At 73.3% G+C, this 15,608-nt stretch carries 16 protein-coding genes, 1 pseudogene and 1 riboswitch; of the genes and pseudogenes, 10 read left to right on the top strand and 7 right to left on the bottom strand.

Features of this window, described 5'->3' with window-relative positions; all coding sequences use genetic code 11:
- On the bottom strand, nucleotides 1–542 hold a 542-nt coding region (locus tag ABZ937_RS27130; RefSeq protein WP_361695937.1), incomplete at its 3' end, for a cbb3-type cytochrome c oxidase subunit I.
- Between the two features lie 106 nt (nucleotides 543–648).
- Between ABZ937_RS27130 and ABZ937_RS27135 the strand changes: the two are divergent.
- Both ABZ937_RS27135 and ABZ937_RS27140 read left to right on the top strand, forming a co-directional pair.
- Nucleotides 649–1,137: pseudogene (locus ABZ937_RS27135) on the top strand (sigma-70 family RNA polymerase sigma factor); the annotation flags it as partial.
- Between the two features lie 601 nt (nucleotides 1,138–1,738).
- Nucleotides 1,739–2,716 (top strand): CU044_5270 family protein, encoded by a 978-nt coding sequence (locus ABZ937_RS27140; protein WP_361695938.1) that lies wholly within the window; start codon nucleotides 1,739–1,741, stop codon nucleotides 2,714–2,716.
- A 4-nt stretch (nucleotides 2,717–2,720) separates the two neighbouring features.
- Here ABZ937_RS27140 and ABZ937_RS27145 read toward each other — a convergent pair whose 3' ends face one another.
- Both ABZ937_RS27145 and ABZ937_RS27150 read right to left on the bottom strand, forming a co-directional pair.
- On the bottom strand, nucleotides 2,721–3,569 hold the full coding sequence (locus ABZ937_RS27145; RefSeq protein WP_361695939.1) for a bifunctional 5,10-methylenetetrahydrofolate dehydrogenase/5,10-methenyltetrahydrofolate cyclohydrolase: 849 nt from the start codon (nucleotides 3,567–3,569) through the stop codon (nucleotides 2,721–2,723).
- Nucleotides 3,570–3,594: 25 nt separating this feature from the next.
- A riboswitch (ZMP/ZTP riboswitch) is annotated at nucleotides 3,595–3,675 on the bottom strand.
- A gap of 88 nt (nucleotides 3,676–3,763) precedes the next feature.
- Complete coding sequence (locus ABZ937_RS27150) at nucleotides 3,764–4,129, bottom strand: nuclear transport factor 2 family protein (protein WP_361695940.1); 366 nt, start codon at nucleotides 4,127–4,129, stop codon at nucleotides 3,764–3,766.
- A 171-nt stretch (nucleotides 4,130–4,300) separates the two neighbouring features.
- Here ABZ937_RS27150 and ABZ937_RS27155 point away from each other — a divergent pair, with 171 nt between their 5' ends.
- On the top strand, nucleotides 4,301–4,606 hold the full coding sequence (locus ABZ937_RS27155; RefSeq protein WP_361695942.1) for a hypothetical protein: 306 nt from the start codon (nucleotides 4,301–4,303) through the stop codon (nucleotides 4,604–4,606).
- 118 nt (nucleotides 4,607–4,724) lie between these two features.
- Here ABZ937_RS27155 and ABZ937_RS27160 read toward each other — a convergent pair whose 3' ends face one another.
- Nucleotides 4,725–5,483 carry an acyltransferase domain-containing protein gene (locus ABZ937_RS27160; RefSeq protein WP_361695943.1) on the bottom strand — a complete coding sequence of 253 codons (759 nt, stop codon included), beginning with the start codon at nucleotides 5,481–5,483 and terminating at the stop codon, nucleotides 4,725–4,727.
- Between the two features lie 203 nt (nucleotides 5,484–5,686).
- On the opposite strand from ABZ937_RS27160, the gene ABZ937_RS27165 reads away from it, so the two are divergent.
- From ABZ937_RS27165 to ABZ937_RS27175, 3 genes are all read left to right on the top strand, one after another.
- Nucleotides 5,687–6,772, top strand: a complete 1,086-nt coding sequence (locus tag ABZ937_RS27165) for an S-(hydroxymethyl)mycothiol dehydrogenase (protein ID WP_361695944.1) — start codon at nucleotides 5,687–5,689, stop codon at nucleotides 6,770–6,772.
- Nucleotides 6,772–7,401 carry an MBL fold metallo-hydrolase gene (locus tag ABZ937_RS27170; RefSeq protein WP_361695945.1) on the top strand — a complete coding sequence of 210 codons (630 nt, stop codon included), beginning with the start codon at nucleotides 6,772–6,774 and terminating at the stop codon, nucleotides 7,399–7,401. Before ABZ937_RS27165 ends, ABZ937_RS27170 begins: the two co-directional genes overlap by 1 nt.
- A 101-nt stretch (nucleotides 7,402–7,502) precedes the next feature.
- Complete coding sequence (locus tag ABZ937_RS27175) at nucleotides 7,503–8,417, top strand: SDR family oxidoreductase (RefSeq protein ID WP_361695946.1); 915 nt, start codon at nucleotides 7,503–7,505, stop codon at nucleotides 8,415–8,417.
- Nucleotides 8,418–8,558: 141 nt separating this feature from the next.
- Here the strand turns inward: ABZ937_RS27175 and ABZ937_RS27180 are convergent, their stop codons facing one another.
- Entirely contained in the window at nucleotides 8,559–9,947 is a 1,389-nt protein-coding gene (locus ABZ937_RS27180; RefSeq protein WP_361695947.1) for an aminotransferase class I/II-fold pyridoxal phosphate-dependent enzyme, read from the bottom strand.
- 76 nt (nucleotides 9,948–10,023) lie between these two features.
- Between ABZ937_RS27180 and ABZ937_RS27185 the strand changes: the two genes are divergently transcribed.
- The 3 genes from ABZ937_RS27185 to ABZ937_RS27195 all read left to right on the top strand — a co-directional run bounded on the left by ABZ937_RS27185 (nucleotide 10,024) and on the right by ABZ937_RS27195 (nucleotide 12,584).
- Nucleotides 10,024–11,412 carry a PLP-dependent aminotransferase family protein gene (locus ABZ937_RS27185; RefSeq protein ID WP_361695948.1) on the top strand — a complete coding sequence of 463 codons (1,389 nt, stop codon included), beginning with the start codon at nucleotides 10,024–10,026 and terminating at the stop codon, nucleotides 11,410–11,412.
- 153 nt (nucleotides 11,413–11,565) lie between these two features.
- On the top strand, nucleotides 11,566–12,261 hold the full coding sequence (locus ABZ937_RS27190) for a L,D-transpeptidase (RefSeq protein WP_361695949.1): 696 nt from the start codon (nucleotides 11,566–11,568) through the stop codon (nucleotides 12,259–12,261).
- Between the two features lie 137 nt (nucleotides 12,262–12,398).
- Complete coding sequence (locus ABZ937_RS27195) at nucleotides 12,399–12,584, top strand: hypothetical protein (protein ID WP_361695950.1); 186 nt, start codon at nucleotides 12,399–12,401, stop codon at nucleotides 12,582–12,584.
- A gap of 112 nt (nucleotides 12,585–12,696) precedes the next feature.
- On the opposite strand, the gene ABZ937_RS27200 is transcribed toward ABZ937_RS27195, so the two are convergent.
- Nucleotides 12,697–14,082, bottom strand: a complete 1,386-nt coding sequence (locus ABZ937_RS27200; RefSeq protein WP_361695951.1) for a S1 family peptidase — start codon at nucleotides 14,080–14,082, stop codon at nucleotides 12,697–12,699.
- 121 nt (nucleotides 14,083–14,203) lie between these two features.
- Complete coding sequence (locus ABZ937_RS27205) at nucleotides 14,204–15,034, bottom strand: SAM-dependent methyltransferase (protein WP_361695952.1); 831 nt, start codon at nucleotides 15,032–15,034, stop codon at nucleotides 14,204–14,206.
- A 171-nt stretch (nucleotides 15,035–15,205) separates the two neighbouring features.
- Here ABZ937_RS27205 and ABZ937_RS27210 point away from each other — a divergent pair, with 171 nt between their 5' ends.
- Nucleotides 15,206–15,592 (top strand): PPOX class F420-dependent oxidoreductase, encoded by a 387-nt coding sequence (locus ABZ937_RS27210; protein WP_361695953.1) that lies wholly within the window; start codon nucleotides 15,206–15,208, stop codon nucleotides 15,590–15,592.
- Nucleotides 15,593–15,608 lie beyond the last annotated feature (16 nt).

Consider the following 15,608-nt stretch of genomic DNA (forward strand, 5'->3'; position numbering starts at 1 on the left):
CCCGGCGCGCGCATGCAGATGATCGTGGTGATGAAGTTGACCGAGCCGAGGATGGTGCCGAAGCCGGAGAAGGCCAGACCCATGATCCACATGTCCGCGCCGATGCCCGGGCTGCGGACCGCGTCCGACAGCGGGGAGTAGGCGAACCAGCCGAAGTCGGCCGCGCCCTGCGGGGTGAGGAAGCCACCGACCGCGATGGTCGAGCCGAACAGGTACAGCCAGTAGGCGAACATGTTCAGCCGCGGGAACGCCACGTCGGGCGCGCCGATCTGCAGCGGCATGATCCAGTTCGCGAAACCGGCGAACAGCGGGGTGGCGAACATCAGCAGCATCACGGTGCCGTGCATCGTGAACGCCTGGTTGAACTGCTCGTTCGACATGATCTGCAGGCCCGGGCGGGCCAGCTCGGCGCGCATGAGCAGCGCCATCACACCGCCGATCAGGAAGAACGCGAACGCGGTGATCAAGTAGAGCGTTCCGATCGTCTTGTGATCGGTGCTGGTGAGCCACTGCACGGCCCTGGAGTCTCGGATCCTCTTCACGCCCCGCCTGTGTCCGCGCCCGGCCCGCGCGTCACACTCGGACGACGCGAGGAGGATCACGGAAGAAGGGTGTGACGATCCGGGGAGTGCCGGACACGAACCGAGCATGAGCAACGACGAGATCTTCGCCGCTGCCTATCGCGCGCACTACTGGGCGGTCAGCCGCTATGTCGCGAGGCGACTGCAGGGGCGGGCCGACGAGGTGGAGGAAGTGGTGGCGGAGGTGTTCACGGTCGCCTGGCGACGCCGGGCCGACCTGCCGGCCGCGCCGCTGCCCTGGCTGTACGGGGTGGCCCGCAACTGCCTGGCGAACGCGGTACGCGGCTACGGGCGCCGGCGCCGGCTGGTGGACCGGCTCGGCAACGACGACGCCGCGCACGGCCGGCACATCGCGGCCGGGCCCGACGCCGAGGCACCGGGCGCCTGGGTGCACGACGCACTGGACCGGCTCTCCCCGGCCGACCGGGAGGTGCTGCGCCTCGCCGCCTGGGAGGAACTCGGAGCCGACGAGATCGCGGTCGCCCTCGGCTGCGGCCGACGCGCCGCGGCGATGCGCCTGCACCGCGCCCGTCGCCGCCTGCGCGCCGAGATCGACCACCTACGCTCCGCGCCGCCAGCGGCGCCACCCGCCGACGACCGCCCGCATCCCGCCGGCCCGGTGGCCGGTCTGGAGTCAGAGCGCCGCACACCTGCTGCCGATCCGATGTCCGAGCAGTACGGGCACCTTGCCGCGCCCGCGTCCGTGCCGCCCACCGATGAAGGGGCGCGCTCTGCCGGGCCCGGGGCCGGTGTCCGGTCCGGGCGCCGCTCGGGTGCTGCCGGGTCGCTGTCCGAGCCGTTCGGGCACTCTGCCGTGCCCGTGTCCGTGCCGCCCACCGATGAAGGGGCGCGCTCTGCCGGGCCCGTGGCCGGTGTCCATTCCGAGTACCGCCCGCGCGCTGCCGGACCGATGGCTGGTCCGGTGTCCGAGCCGTTCGGGCACTCTGTCGTGCCCGCGTCCGCGTCACCCACCGATGAGGACGGGCAGCGTACGCGTCCTGTCGTCCCGCCGGACGGGATTCTGCCCGGTCACGGCCGGCCGGCGGGGGAGTCCGCCCCCGGCGACGACACGACGTCCGCCGGGCAGGACGGCCCGCGTCGGCGTTCGTCCCGTTCCACCGCCCCCGCCGGGGCAGCCCTGCGCAAGGACCCCCGCCATGCCTGACGAACTCGACCTCCTCCGCGACGCCAACCCGGTCCCGGCCGACGGGCCGCACTTCGGCGACGGCCCGCTGGACCACCGCGCCGAACGCCGGCTGGAGCGGCTGCTGCAGCAGACCCCTCCGGCGCGCCGAGCCCCGCGCGCCCGGCTGTTGTGGGGCCTCGCCGCCACCGGCGTCGTCCTGGCCGTCGCCGTCACCGCACTGGTCGGCGGACCGAGCACACAGCCCGCCGTGGCCGCGCCCCGCCCGCTGGTCGTGCGGGCCGGCTCCACCCCCGTACCCCTGGCACTGCTGGCCGACCGGGCCGAGGCCGCCGCCACCGACGACGCACCGGGCCTGCGCAAGGGCACGCACGCGCAGACGTGGAGCATGGGCATGAGCGACCACGCACCCCCGATCACCGTGCCCCAGGAGACCATCGTCCGCTGGCAGCCGGACGGCAGTCACACGGAGCTGGTCGTGGCGACCGACCCGCGCCACCCGGGCCGTCCCGTCCTCAGCGACGAGGGTGAGCGTCCCCGCCTGGTCGCCGACGGCCACGTCATCAGCCGGCAGACCTATCCGCCGAGTTGGAGCGACGCCCCTCCCGAGTCGCCGCCGCCGCACGATGTCGCACGGCTGCGCGACTATCTGCGGGAGGCCGCCTACCTCCACACCGAGCCGCACCCCGGTGAGCTGCTCGACGCCGTCGACACCCTGCTGGACCACTGGACCCTCGGTGCCCGTGAGTCGGCGACGCTCGCCCGGCTCCTGGCCGGCACCCCGGGACTGCGCCCCGTCGGCCAGGTGACGGACCGGCTGGGGCGCAGCGGACAGGCCTATGTGGTCGACGGTCCAGGAGCCCGGCGCATGCTGATCATGGACCCGTCCACCGGAGCCGTACTCGGCCTGGAGCTGACCGCCACGAAGGCCGACCCCCGGTACGGCCTGAAGGCCGGGGACGTCATGCAGTACACCGCCTGGATGCGCTGACCCCTCACACCCCGAGCTGCCGGGCGGCGGCCCGCACGGTCTGCTCCAGCAGCGTGGCGATGGTCATCGGACCCACACCGCCCGGCACCGGGGTGATCAGCGCGGCCCGCTCCACGGCCGAGTCGAAGTCGACGTCGCCGACGTTCCCCGGGTTGTAGCCCGCGTCGATCACGACCGCCCCCGGCTTGATGTCCTGCCCGCGGATCAGCCGCGGCCGGCCGACCGCGGCCACGACGATGTCGGCCTCGCGGACCGCCGCCGACAGGTCCCGGGTGCGCGAGTGGCAGTACGTCACGGTCGCGTCCCGGGCCAGCAGCAGCATGCCCACCGGCTTGCCGAGGATCGCGCTGCGGCCCACCACCACGGCCCGCTTCCCCGCCGGGTCGACGCCGTACTCGTCCAGCAGCCGCAGGATGCCGCCCGGCGTGCAGGAGACGAAGCCCGGCAGCCCGAAGCTCATCGTGGCGAACGAGGCGAAGGTGACTCCGTCCACGTCCTTCTCGGGTGCGATCGCCTCGAACGCGGCCCGCTCGTCGACATGGTCGCCCACCGGGTGCTGGAGCAGGATCCCGTGCACGCCGGGATCGGCCGACAACTCCCGCAGCGTGCCGACGAGTTCGTCCGTCGTGGTGGCGGCCGGCAGCGCGACGTGCCGGGACTCGATGCCGGCCTTGCGGGAGCGGTTCTGCTTCATCCGGACGTACGTCACGGAGGCCGGGTCCTCGCCGACCAGCACGGTCGCGAGACACGGCGCGGTGCCGGTCCGCTCGGTGAGGACGGCGGCCTGCCGCGCGGTCTCCTCGACGATGCGGCGGGCGAGCGCGGTACCGTCCATCAGACGGGCCTGGGTCATGCTGCACACTCCTGAGCTGGATCGACTCTCTCGCCCAGGCGCGCGGCAACCACCACGGGCCGCTCCCCGGTGGTGCTCCACCTCAGCGCCAGTCACGGCCCGCGTACAGCGTAACCGAGAGTGCGTACGACCCGAGCAGCAGCGCGGCGGGCACCGGCACCGGTGCCGGTGCCCGCCGTACCCGGCCGGATCCCCTACTCGTCCCAGACCTGGATGATCAGCTGATCGACGATCCTGTCGTCCCGCAGGGTGACCATCGACTCGGCGAGGACCCGGGTGCCGTCCTCGTACTCGCAGGACTCGCTGTACGCGGCGTGGTCGCCCTGGACGACGCACTGCTCCAGCTTGTGCGTCATGTCGCGGCTGTAGATGTCGTCCAGCAACTCGGCGATCTGGCCGCGGCCGTGCAGGACCGTGGGGTGACTGGGCTGGTTGTTGCGGTCGACGATGCGGATCTCCGCGTCGTCCGCATAGAGCGACAGAAGGTTGTTGCCGGTGTTGCCCTCGATGCCCCGGCGCAGTGTCTCGGCGTTGAACGCGGACCCCATCGCGGTACCCATGGTGACCTCCTTCAGGCGCCCGCGGCCCGTCCGGGAGCGGGCCGCGCGGCCCCATCTCCGAGACTCCTCCGCCCCGGCGGCCTCGGCAAGCGCAGCCGCCGTGCTCCGCCTCACGGGTGAGCGGGGCCCGCCGCCCGTGTCCGGCCGGGGCCCGTGGCCGTTGCTGAGGGCATGATCTCAACACGACGTATCGTCGCCGCCCTCGGTGTCGCCGCCGGGGTCACCGGTCTCGCCGCGCCGCTGGCGCACGCCGCCGAGGCGAGCGCAGCCGGCGCCGGCCGGCTCAGCCCCATGGCCACGGTCGACTCGCTCACCGTCAGCCACATCCCGGCGCAGTACAGGGCCGGCGTCCCGCGGGTCTCCGAGCAGACGCGCGCGATGGACCAGATCGACGACCTGAACCGGCTTAACGAGCTGTGGCAGGTCACCGGCCCGGTGGCGCCCGTGCTGGGCCTGCTGCCCGCCGTCAGGGCCTGACCCGCCCCACGTACCCGAGGGCCGTCCCGGCAGGGGCGGCCCTCACCGCTGTGCGCGGGCAGAAGCCTTCACGCCACCCCACGCACGCCGTTCAGTCCGCCCACGCCGTCGGTGCCGCTCACCCCGCTCTCCCCGCCCGCAGCTCCGGCCAGTCCCGGGCCAGGGCGTACACCGAAGCCGGGCCGTCCGGGAGGCAGTCCGGGAGCAGCCGGCTGAGCGGGTCCCCAGGGCCCAGTTCCAGCCAGATGCGGACGCCCTCCCGGTGCATCCGGCCGACCGCGTCCGCGAACCGCAGCGGGCCGCGCATCACCCAGAACTCCGGCTCGGCGGTCTCGGCGGTCACCGGCCGGGCGGTGACGTCGGAGACCAACGGGAGGCGCGGGGCACGCGGGTGGAGGGTGGCGAGCGTACGGCCGTACGCGGCAAAGACACCGGCCGGGTCGGGGGAGCGCGGCGCCGGCCCCTGGCGGCCACCGAGCAGCCGGGCCAGGGTGCCGACCGCGTGACAGGCGTCGGCCAGGGAGAACACCCCGGCGGCGTACGCGGCGGCCATCCGCCCGGCCCCCTGGCCGAACAGCACGTCCGGCCGGACACCCCAGCTGCCCAGCAGCCGGTACTGCGCCACCTGGAGCGCGAACACCGCCGGACCGGCGAACGAGGCCCGGTCCAGCAGCGCCGCCGTGTGCGTTCCGCCCGCCGCGAACAGCACGCTCCGCAGGGGGAGTTCGAGGTACGGGTCGAGGCGCGCGCAGAGGTCGTCCAGCGCCTGCGCGAACACGGGGAAGGCCGCCTGCAGTTCCCGGGCCGTCCCGGGCCGTGGCGGGGCACCGGCCGAGAACAGGAACGCGGTACGTCCCTTGCTGCCGTCAGGGAGCATGGCTCCATTGAGGCACGCCCGGGCGGGGCGGAGACACCAGACAAACCCCCGCAGCCCGCAAAAAGATTGCCATCATGGAATGACGGCAACCGGCCATGTCCCCGTGTGGCGGAAAGATCCACGATCAACCTCGTGGTCCGGCACGCCACCGATCCGTCGCGCGTAGGGTCGGCGGCGAAGGCAAACGAAGAAGGGACCAGACCATGGCGCAGGAAGTACGCGGCGTGATCGCACCGGGCAGGAACGAGCCCGTACGGGTCGAGACGATCGTGGTGCCGGACCCCGGGCCCGGCGAAGCCGTCGTACGCGTCCAGGCGTGCGGGGTCTGTCACACCGATCTGCACTACAAGCAGGGCGGCATCTCCGACGACTTCCCCTTCCTCCTCGGCCACGAGGCGGCGGGCGTGGTGGAGTCGGTCGGCGAGGGCGTCACCGACGTCGCACCCGGCGACTTCGTGATCCTCAACTGGCGTGCCGTGTGCGGGCAGTGCAGGGCCTGTCTGCGCGGCCGCCCCTGGTACTGCTTCAACACCCACAACGCCCGGCAGAAGATGACCCTCACCGACGGCCGGGAACTGTCACCGGCCCTGGGCATCGGCGCCTTCGCCGAGAAGACGCTGGTGGCCGCCGGGCAGTGCACCAAGGTCGACCCGGCCGTCTCCCCGGCCGTCGCGGGCCTCCTCGGCTGCGGGGTGATGGCCGGCATCGGCGCCGCGATCAACACCGGGAACGTCGGCCGCGGCGACTCGGTCGCCGTCATCGGCTGCGGCGGTGTCGGCGACGCGGCCATCGCCGGGTCGAACCTCGCCGGCGCGGCGAAGATCATCGCCGTGGACATCGACGACCGCAAGCTGGACAAGGCCCGCACCCTCGGCGCCACCCACACCGTCAACTCCAAGGAGACCGACCCGGTCGAGGCGATCCGCGAGCTGACCGGCGGGTTCGGCGCCGACGTCGTCATCGAGGCCGTCGGCCGCCCCGAGACCTACAAGCAGGCCTTCTACGCCCGCGACCTCGCCGGCACCGTCGTCCTCGTGGGCGTCCCCACCCCCGAGATGAAGCTCGAACTGCCCCTGCTGGACGTCTTCGGCCGCGGCGGCGCCCTCAAGTCGAGCTGGTACGGCGACTGCCTGCCCACCCGCGACTTCCCCCTGCTGATCGACCTGCACCTCCAGGGCCGACTGCCGCTCGACGCGTTCGTCACCGAGACGATCCAGCTCGACGAGGTGGAGAAGGCGTTCGAGCGGATGCACCACGGCGACGTCCTGCGTTCGGTGGTGACGCTCTGATGACCGTACGCATCGAACGCCTCGTCACCTCCGGGCAGTTCACCCTGGACGGCGGCACCTGGGACGTCGAGAACAACGTGTGGATCGTCGGCGACGAGCGGGAAGTGATCGTCATCGACGCCGCCCACGACGCCGACGCCATCGCCCGCGCCGTCAACGACCGGCGCCTCACCGCCATCGTGTGCACACACGCCCACAACGACCACGTCAACGCCGCGCCGGCACTCGCCGACCTCACCGGCGCCCCCATCTGGCTGCACCCCGACGACCTGCCGCTGTGGAAGCAGACCCACCCCCACCGCGACCCCGACCGGCATCTCCTCGACGGCCAGGTCATCGAGGCGGCCGGCGCCGACCTCACCGTCCTGCACACCCCCGGCCACGCCCCGGGCGCCGTCTGCCTGTACGACCCCGGCCTCGGCACCGTCTTCACCGGCGACACCCTCTTCCAGGGCGGCCCGGGCGCCACCGGACGCTCCTACTCCCACTTCCCGACCATCATCGAGTCCATCCGCGACCGCCTCCTCACCCTCCCGCCGGAGACCAAGGTCCTCACCGGCCACGGGGACGCCACGACCATCGGAGCCGAGGCACCCCACCTGGAGGAGTGGATCACCCGCGGCCACTGACCCGGGCCGCCCGCGACTTCGCGGGTAAAGCCGACAGAGGATGTCCGGTTTCCCGGTGACAGTGGAGAACGACAGCAGTCGCACCCCACGGGAGGCAGGGCATGACAGGACCGCTGGAAGGCAAGGTGGCGCTGGTCGCCGGGGCGACCCGGGGCGCCGGCCGGGGCATCGCCGTCGAACTCGGCGCGGCCGGCGCCACCGTCTACGTCACCGGCCGCAGCACCCGCGCCCGCCGCTCCGAGTACGACCGCCCCGAGACCATCGAGGACACCGCCGACCTGGTCACCGCGGCCGGCGGACAGGGCATCGCCGTACCCGTCGACCACCTGGACCAGTCCGCCGTACGGGACCTGGTGGACCGCATCGCGGACGAGCGCGGACGCCTCGACGTCCTCGTCAACGACATCTGGGGCGGCGAGAAGCTCTTCGAGTGGAACACCCCCGTGTGGGAGCACGACCTCGACAACGGGCTCCGGCTCCTCCGCCTCGCGGTGGAGACACACGCCGTCACCAGCCACTACGCGCTGCCGCTGCTGCTGCGCCGGCCCGGTGGCCTGGTCGTGGAGGTCACCGACGGCACCGCCGACTACAACCGCGACACCTACCGCGTGAACCTCTTCTACGACCTCGCCAAGACGTCCGTACTGCGCATGGCCTTCGCCCTCGGCCACGAACTCGGCCCGCGCGGCGCCACCGCCGTCGCGCTCACCCCGGGCTGGATGCGCTCCGAGCACATGCTCGACGAGTACGGCGTCCGCGAGGAGAACTGGCGCGACGCCCTGGCGCGCGAACCGCACTTCGCCATCTCCGAGACCCCGCGCTTCACCGGCCGCGCCGTCGCCGCCCTGGCCGCCGACCCCGGCGTGGCCCGGTTCAACGGCACGTCGCTCTCCAGCGGCGGCCTCGCCCGGGTGTACGGCTTCACCGACCTCGACGGCAGCCGGCCGGACGCCTGGCGGTACCTGGTCGAGGTACAGGACCCGGGCAAGCCGGCGGACGTCACCGGATACCGCTGAAGCCCGGCGCCGTACCGTCGGCCCGTGCACCTCGCAGGGCACGCGGCGGCGCGGGGTGCGGCTGACACGTGCCTGCTGTGAACGCGCGGCCATAAGGCACGCCTCGCGAGCCTCAGCCACCGTCCCCGCGCCTCGCGATGGTCAGCCCGAGGCCGCCGCCAGCACCTTCAGTACCCGCTCGGTGTCGGCCTCGGTGGTGCGCCAGTTGCTGAACGCGGCGCGCAGCCCGGGCACCCCGCCGTACACGGTCGGTGTCACATACGCCTCCCCGGACTCGGCGACCGCCCGGGCCAGCGCCGCCACCCGCTCCTGCGAGGGGTCCGCGGCGAGGGTGAAGCAGACGACGTTGAGCCGGACCGGAGCCAGCAGGCGCAGGCCCGGCAGCGCGTCGACGCCCGCGCCGAGCCTGCGGGCCAGCGTCACGTTCCGCTCCACGATCTCCCGGTGCCCGGCCCGCCCGTACGCCACCAGCGAGAACCAGGCCGGCAGCGCCCGCAGCCGGCGCGAGTTCTCCGGGGTCAGGTGCAGGAAGTCCGGGTCGCCCGCGGGCAGGCCCAGATACGGCGAGGCGTTGTGGAACACGGCCACCTGCAGATCGCGGCGCCGGGTGAACTGGACGGCCGCGTCGTAGGGGACGTTGAGCCACTTGTGCAGGTCCACGCAGACCGAGTCGGCCGCGTCCAGCCCGGCGACCAGCGCGGCGTGCTCCGGGGAGAGCGCGGCGAAGGCGCCGAACGCCGCGTCCACGTGCAGCCAGAAGCCGTACCGCTCCTTCAGCGCCGCGATCGCCCGCAGGTCGTCGAAGTCGACGGTGTTCACCGTGCCCGCGTTCGCCACGACGATCACCGGCCGGCCACCGGCCTCGGTCAGCGCCGCCTCCAGCGCGGTCACATCGACGGCCTCCCGGTTGCCGGGCAGCAGCGGCACCTGCCGCAGCCGGTCCCTGCCGAGGCCCAGCACCGACATCGCCTTGGAGATGCTGGAGTGCGGGCTGCCGGAGAGCACGTCGAGCGGGCCCAGCGCGGCGGCGCCCGCCCGGGAGACGTCCACGCCCAGCCGCTCGCCGGCCCACTCCCGGCCGATCGCCAGCCCGACCGTGTTGGACACGGTCGCGCCCGTCACGAACGCCCCGCTGTGTGCCTCGCTCAGCCCGAACAGCTCGCGCAGCCAGGCCACCGTCTCCCGCTCCAGCTCCTGCGCCCAGGATCCGCCCGCCCCGGACAGGTTCTGGTCGAACGCGGACGTCAGCCAGTCCCCGGCGACGGCCGCGGGCGTCGCACCGCCGGTGACGAAGCCGAGATAGCGCGGCCCCGCGGAGCCGGAGAAGCCGGGCGCCCACCGCTCGGCGAACCGGGCGAGGGCGCCGTCGCCCCCCGCGCCCTCGGCCGGCAGCGGGGCACGCCCGGGCAGCCGCCCTTCGGCGGCCACCGGCCGCTCGACCAGCCCCGCCACCTCCCGGGCGGCGAGATCACGGGCGGCCTGGAGCAGTTCGGGGAGCCGGGAGAGATCCTCGGCGAGGGTACGGTCCATGCGCCGCAGCGTAGACCGGGGCGGGCGCCCGGCACCTGGTCCACTTCACGGGAAGTGGACCAGCGAAAATGGACCGGTGGAGACCGGATTCGTCGCCGCGCTCGGCGACTGGCGCACCCGACCGGGACCGCTCGCCCGCACCCTGGCCGCGGCCGTGCGGGACGCCGTGGTCGACGGCCGGCTCCCGGCCGGCACCCGGCTGCCCTCGGAACGGGAACTGGCCCGCACCCTGCACCTCAGCCGCGGCACGGTGGTCGCCGCGCTCAGCCTGCTGCGCGCCGACGGCTGGCTGCGCACCCGGCACGGCAGCGGCAGCGCCGTCCGCCTGCCCGCCCGCCTCACCGAGCGCACCACCCCCTGGTCCCTCGACCGCGGCGGCGCCCCCGACGCCGACCTGGACCTCACCCTCGCGGTGACCGCCGCACCCCACGACGCCTACCGCGCGGCCCTGGTCCGCGCCGCCGAGCGGTGCGCACCCCTGCTCGTCGACTCCGGGGTCGCCACGGCCGGACTGCCCAGGCTCCGCGAACTGCTGGCGGACCGTTACACCCGCGCCGGCCTCGCCACCCGCCCCGAGCAGATCCTGGTCACCGCCGGCGCCCAGGCCGCCCTCACCCTGCTCCTCGACCATCTGCACACCGACCGCGGGGCACCCGTGCTGGTGGAGAACCCCGCCTACCCCGGCGCCCTCGCCGTACTGCGCGCCCGCCGGGCCCGCCTGCTCCCGGTCCCCGTGTCCGCCCGGGACGGCTGGGACATCGAGCACCTCACCGCCGCCGTACGCCGGCACCGCCCCCATCTCGCCTATCTGGTCCCCGACTTCCACAACCCGACCGGCGCCCACATGGACCGGTCCGCCCGCCGGACCCTCGCCGCGCTCGCCGACCGCCACGGGCTGACCGTCCTCGCCGACGAGACCATGCGCGACCTGGACCTGCGCACCCCGCCCGGCAGCGAACCGCATCTCGCCGGGCCGCGGGTGATCCAGATCGGCTCCGCGAGCAAGACCCTGTGGAGCGGCCTGAGGGTCGGTTGGATCCGGGCCACCGCGGAGCTGGTACGGCAGCTGCGGGGCAATCCGCTCCAGCCGCAGCTCGCGCCGCCGCCCCTGGAGCAGCTCATCGCCGCCGAGCTCCTCGGCGATCCGCTCCCCGCCCTGCTCGCGGACCGGCGCGCCCGGCTGCGCGCCCAGCGCGACCACCTCGCCACGCTGCTCGCCGACACCGGCTGGACGTACACCGTGCCGCCGGGCGGGCTGACCCTCTGGCTGTACCTGGGCGGCGCCGGGCCGTGTGCCATCGACCTCGCGGCGAGGGCCGCCGCGCGCGGTCTCGCGCTCACCCCCGGCCCCCGCTTCAGCGCCGACCAGGCCACCCTCACCCGTCATCTCCGCCTGCCGTTCACGGCGACGCCTCAGACCCTGACCCGGGCGGTCGGGCTGCTGCGGGCGTGCTGTACGGTCTGAACTTCACCGTTTCGTCACAACCTGACCGGAAACACAACCATGCCCTCCCCGGCCGGGTCTAGTAGTCCGAGACCGAGGGAATCGCGCTGGAGGAACCCGGGGAGGACCGGGCGAACGACTGGCGAACCGGACAAGGGAAGGGAAGAGGCCGCCATGGGGGGCATACGCAGACGAGGCGTCGTCGCGCTGGGTGTCACGGGACTGGTGGCGCCGCTCGCGCTCGCCTTCACCGCGGCACCGGCTCAGGCCGCGAGCTGCACCACGCGGACCGGGCCGTACCAGAAGCAGGTGGAGAAGTTCCTGGGCCGGCCGGTCGACGGCAAGCAGTCCGCCGCCGACTGCAAGGCCATCCAGGCCTTCCAGAACAAGCACGGCATCACGCCCAGCGTCGGCTACGCCGGTCCCGTCACCTGGGGCGTGATGGACCTGATGAACAAGCAGAAGGCCGTCGGGAACAAGCCGAACAGGGACGGCAAGTGCCCGGTGAACAAGGGCCGGATCGCCTGCGTGAACCTCACGCTCCAGCTCAACTGGATCCAGGACGGCGACCGGCTGGTCTACGGGCCGGTGCCGGTCCGCACCGGCCGTGACGGCTACGAGACCCGCACCGGTCTGAAGAAGATCTACTGGCGGGACATCGATCACGTATCGGACATATACGACGTTCCGATGCCCTACAGCCAGTTCTTCGACGGCGGCCAGGCCTTCCACTCGGTAGGCCTGAGCATGTGGAACCCGCCGGGCTCGCACGGCTGCGTCAACATGACCACGAAGGACGCCAAGAAGTACTGGTCGCTGCTGAAGAACGGCGACGACGTCTTCGTCTACGGCCGCAAGCCCGGCACCTGAGCCGTCGGCGGTGAAGGCGGCCCGCAGTTCCGGGGCGAACTCCCGCTTCCGGTTGACACATTGACGTGATGAGTAACACGGTCCGAAATGTCCGTATTGCGGATACTTGCTCACAGCGCCTTCACCTCGGGCGGCATATGCTTCACAGCATGTCCACCACTGTTGAAGCCGTCTCCGAGCGATCGGCCGCGGAGGTCAACGAGGAGATCCGTGCCCTGTGGCGCCGGGCGGGCGGGACACTGACCACCGAGCAGCGCGCGCAGTACCAGCGCCTCGTGATGGAGTGGGCCGCCGCGGCCCCGCAGACGCACCGGGCGGCCTGACCGACCCCGCGCGCACCGCGCCGCACCGTCCAGGGGCACCCGTGAGCGCACGGGTGCCCTCTCGTCGTACGCCACGGCCCCGGCACCGCGCCGGGGCCCCGTCGCCGTCCTGTCAGCCCCACGTCGCCGAGTAGTACCGCTGGTACGCCTTGCGGTCCTGCTCGGCCCGGATGAACCGGGTCGCCACCAGCGCGATCAGACTGCCCGCGATGACCAGCAGCCCGGGCCCGATGTTCCGGGTGTCCGTCAGCCGTGCCAGCAGGGTGCTGCCCTGCGCCGTGCCCGTGACCGGGGCCGAGGAGCCCGGTGAGGCCGCGCTGGGGGCCATCGCGCCCTGGGTCGCCGCGGCCGACGGCGCCGGGGAGGGCGCACCGCCCGCCGCGCCGCCCGCGTTCTGCGCCGACACGATCAGCCGGACACCGAGCGTCGTCAGCGCCTTGGTCACCGGCTGGAAGAACGTCGTCCCGCCCGTCCGGCAGTCCCCGTTGCCGCCCGAGGTGACACCGAGCGCGATGCCCTCGGAGAACAGCGGGCCGCCGCTGTCGCCCGGTTCGGCGCACACATTCGTCTCGATGAGCCCGGTGACCGTCCCCTCCGGGTAGTTGACGGTCGCGTTCAGCGCGGTGACCTGGCCGTCGTGCAGTCCGCTGGTGCTGCCGCTGCGGAACACCCGCTGCCCGACCGCCGGATCGGCGGCCCCGGTGATCCGCACGCCCTTGCCGCCGCCGACCGCGACGACGTCGGCGCCCGCACCGGCCTTGCCGCCGTTGTACTGCACGAGCGAGAAGTCACTGCCGGGGAAGGAGCTGTTGACGGTGTTGCCCAGCTGCTGGTCGCCCTGGTTGTCGGCGAACCAGATGGACCCGGCGGGCCCGCAGTGCCCGGCCGTGAGGATGAAGTCGGACTGCCCGTTGGTGACGTTGAACCCCGCCGAGCAGCGACCGCCCGTCGACAGGATCGGCTGGGCCCCGTTCAGCCGCGTGGTGAACGTGCCCTTCGTCCGCTCCATGCGCACGAAACCGCCGATCCCCTCGGCGACCCCGGTCAGCCGGGACCAGTCACCCGCGGACACCGTACGGTCCGCCTGCACCACCACCCGGTTGGTCCGGTAGTCCACCACCCACGCCGTCCCCGGCACCCGCGGCGCCGAACGCAGCGTGGCCGTCGCCGACTTCAGCTCGTTCATGCTGTGCGACACGACCTTCGCCTCGGCCCCGGCCCGCCGCACCGCCCGGGCCGCCGCCTCGTCGGTCACCGCCACCACCGGACGCCCGTCGGCGCCGATCCAGTTGCCCGCCGTACGGGCCGTGCCCAGCCGTGCCACCAGCGCGGCACCGGTGTCCCCGGCGCCGGCGGCGGAGCTGAGCGGTCTGGCGGAGGCCGGCGGAGTCTCGCTCGCCATGGCCGCCTGGGCGACCATCGCGCCGCCCAGGAGGAGTCCGCCGACCGCCGCCAGCCGTGTCACTCGCCGGACGACCCGTCGTCGTGCGTGCCGCATGCATGGCTCCCGAAGCCGAACCCGAACGCGCGATGCCCGGACCGGCACCGCGTGGCCCCCGGCTTGTCGGGGGCCCGCACCTCCATACGGGCCCCGGGGCGGCGGCGTTCACCGACAGCGCTCAGCTCTTGCGGGCCACCCCGCCGAACATGGCGACCTCCTCCGGCTCGGCCCCGTGAGCGTGCTCCGGCCGCCACCGCGAGCACGACACCACACCCGGCTCCAGCAGCTCCAGACCGTCGAAGAACCGGGCCACGTCCGCGGGCGTGCGCTGGGTGAGCTTCGGCGTGCCGTGCTCGTTCCAGAACTTCACCGCCTCGTCCACGTCCGGCATCGACGGGCTGGTGATGGTGTGCGACAGCACCAGATGGCTGCCCGCCGGCAGCCGGTCCGTCAACCGCCGCACCAGGCCGTACGGGTCCTCGTCGTCGCCGATGAAGATGACCACGCCGAGCAGCATCAGCGCCACCGGCTCACTGAAGTCCAGCGTCTTCGCCGCGTGTTCGACGATGGCGTCGACGTTGCGCAGATCCTCGTCCAGATAGTCGGTACGGCCCTCGGGCGTGCTGGTCAGCAGGGCCCGCGCGTGCGCGAGGACGAGCGGGTCGTTGTCGACGTACACGATCCGGGACTCCGGCGCGATCCGCTGCGCCACCTCGTGCGTGTTGTCGGCGGTGGGCAGCCCGGTGCCGATGTCCAGGAACTGCCGGATGCCCACCTCACCGACCAGGTGGCGCACGGCACGGCCGAGGAAGAGCCGGTCGGCGCGCGCGTACTCCCCGATCCCCGGGTGCAGTTGGCGGATCTGGTCGCCGGCCGCCCGGTCGACCTCGTAGTTGTCCTTGCCGCCGAGCCAGTAGTTCCAGATCCGGGCGGTGTGCGGCTGGCCGGTGTTGATACGGGCGCGCAGCGACACGGCCACGTCGTTGGTGGCTGCCGGGTTGTCGGTCACGTGGGTCAGCTCCTGGGTGCCTGATGAGATGCCTGACGAGAGATTCACCGTACGAGACGGCAATCTAGACGCCCGAGTTGATCGCCGCCGCACGGCCCGGGAACTGCCCGGTCAGTCAGCTCCGGGTCACTGGCGCAGGCCGGCTCGTGGGCCGCCTTCTAGACTGCCGGCATGGACGACACGCGGCTCGACAGGCTCGGCTCCGGGAAGTACCTGCTGGTGACCAGCTACCGCAAGAACGGCACCCCCGTCGCCACCCCGGTGTGGGTGGTCCGGGACGGGGGCACCCTCGGCGTGTGGACGGCCGCCGACAGCTGGAAGGTCAAGCGGATCCGGCGCCGCCGCGACGTCCTCGTGGGCCCCTGCGACCTGCGCGGCAACCCCACGGGCGAGCAGCAGCCGGCCACGGCCGAGATCACCGACCCGGCCACCACCGCCCGCTACCGCACCCTCATCGCCCGCAAGTACGGCATCCTCGGCCGGCTCACCCTGCTGGGCAGCCGGCTGCGGCGCGGCCTGGACGGCACGGTCGGGATCCGGGTGACCCTCGCGGAGTGAGGGCCACCCGGGACGC

This window comes from Streptomyces sp. NPDC046727, from assembly GCF_040645635.1.
In the GTDB taxonomy this organism is placed as follows: Bacteria; Actinomycetota; Actinomycetes; order Streptomycetales; family Streptomycetaceae; genus Streptomyces.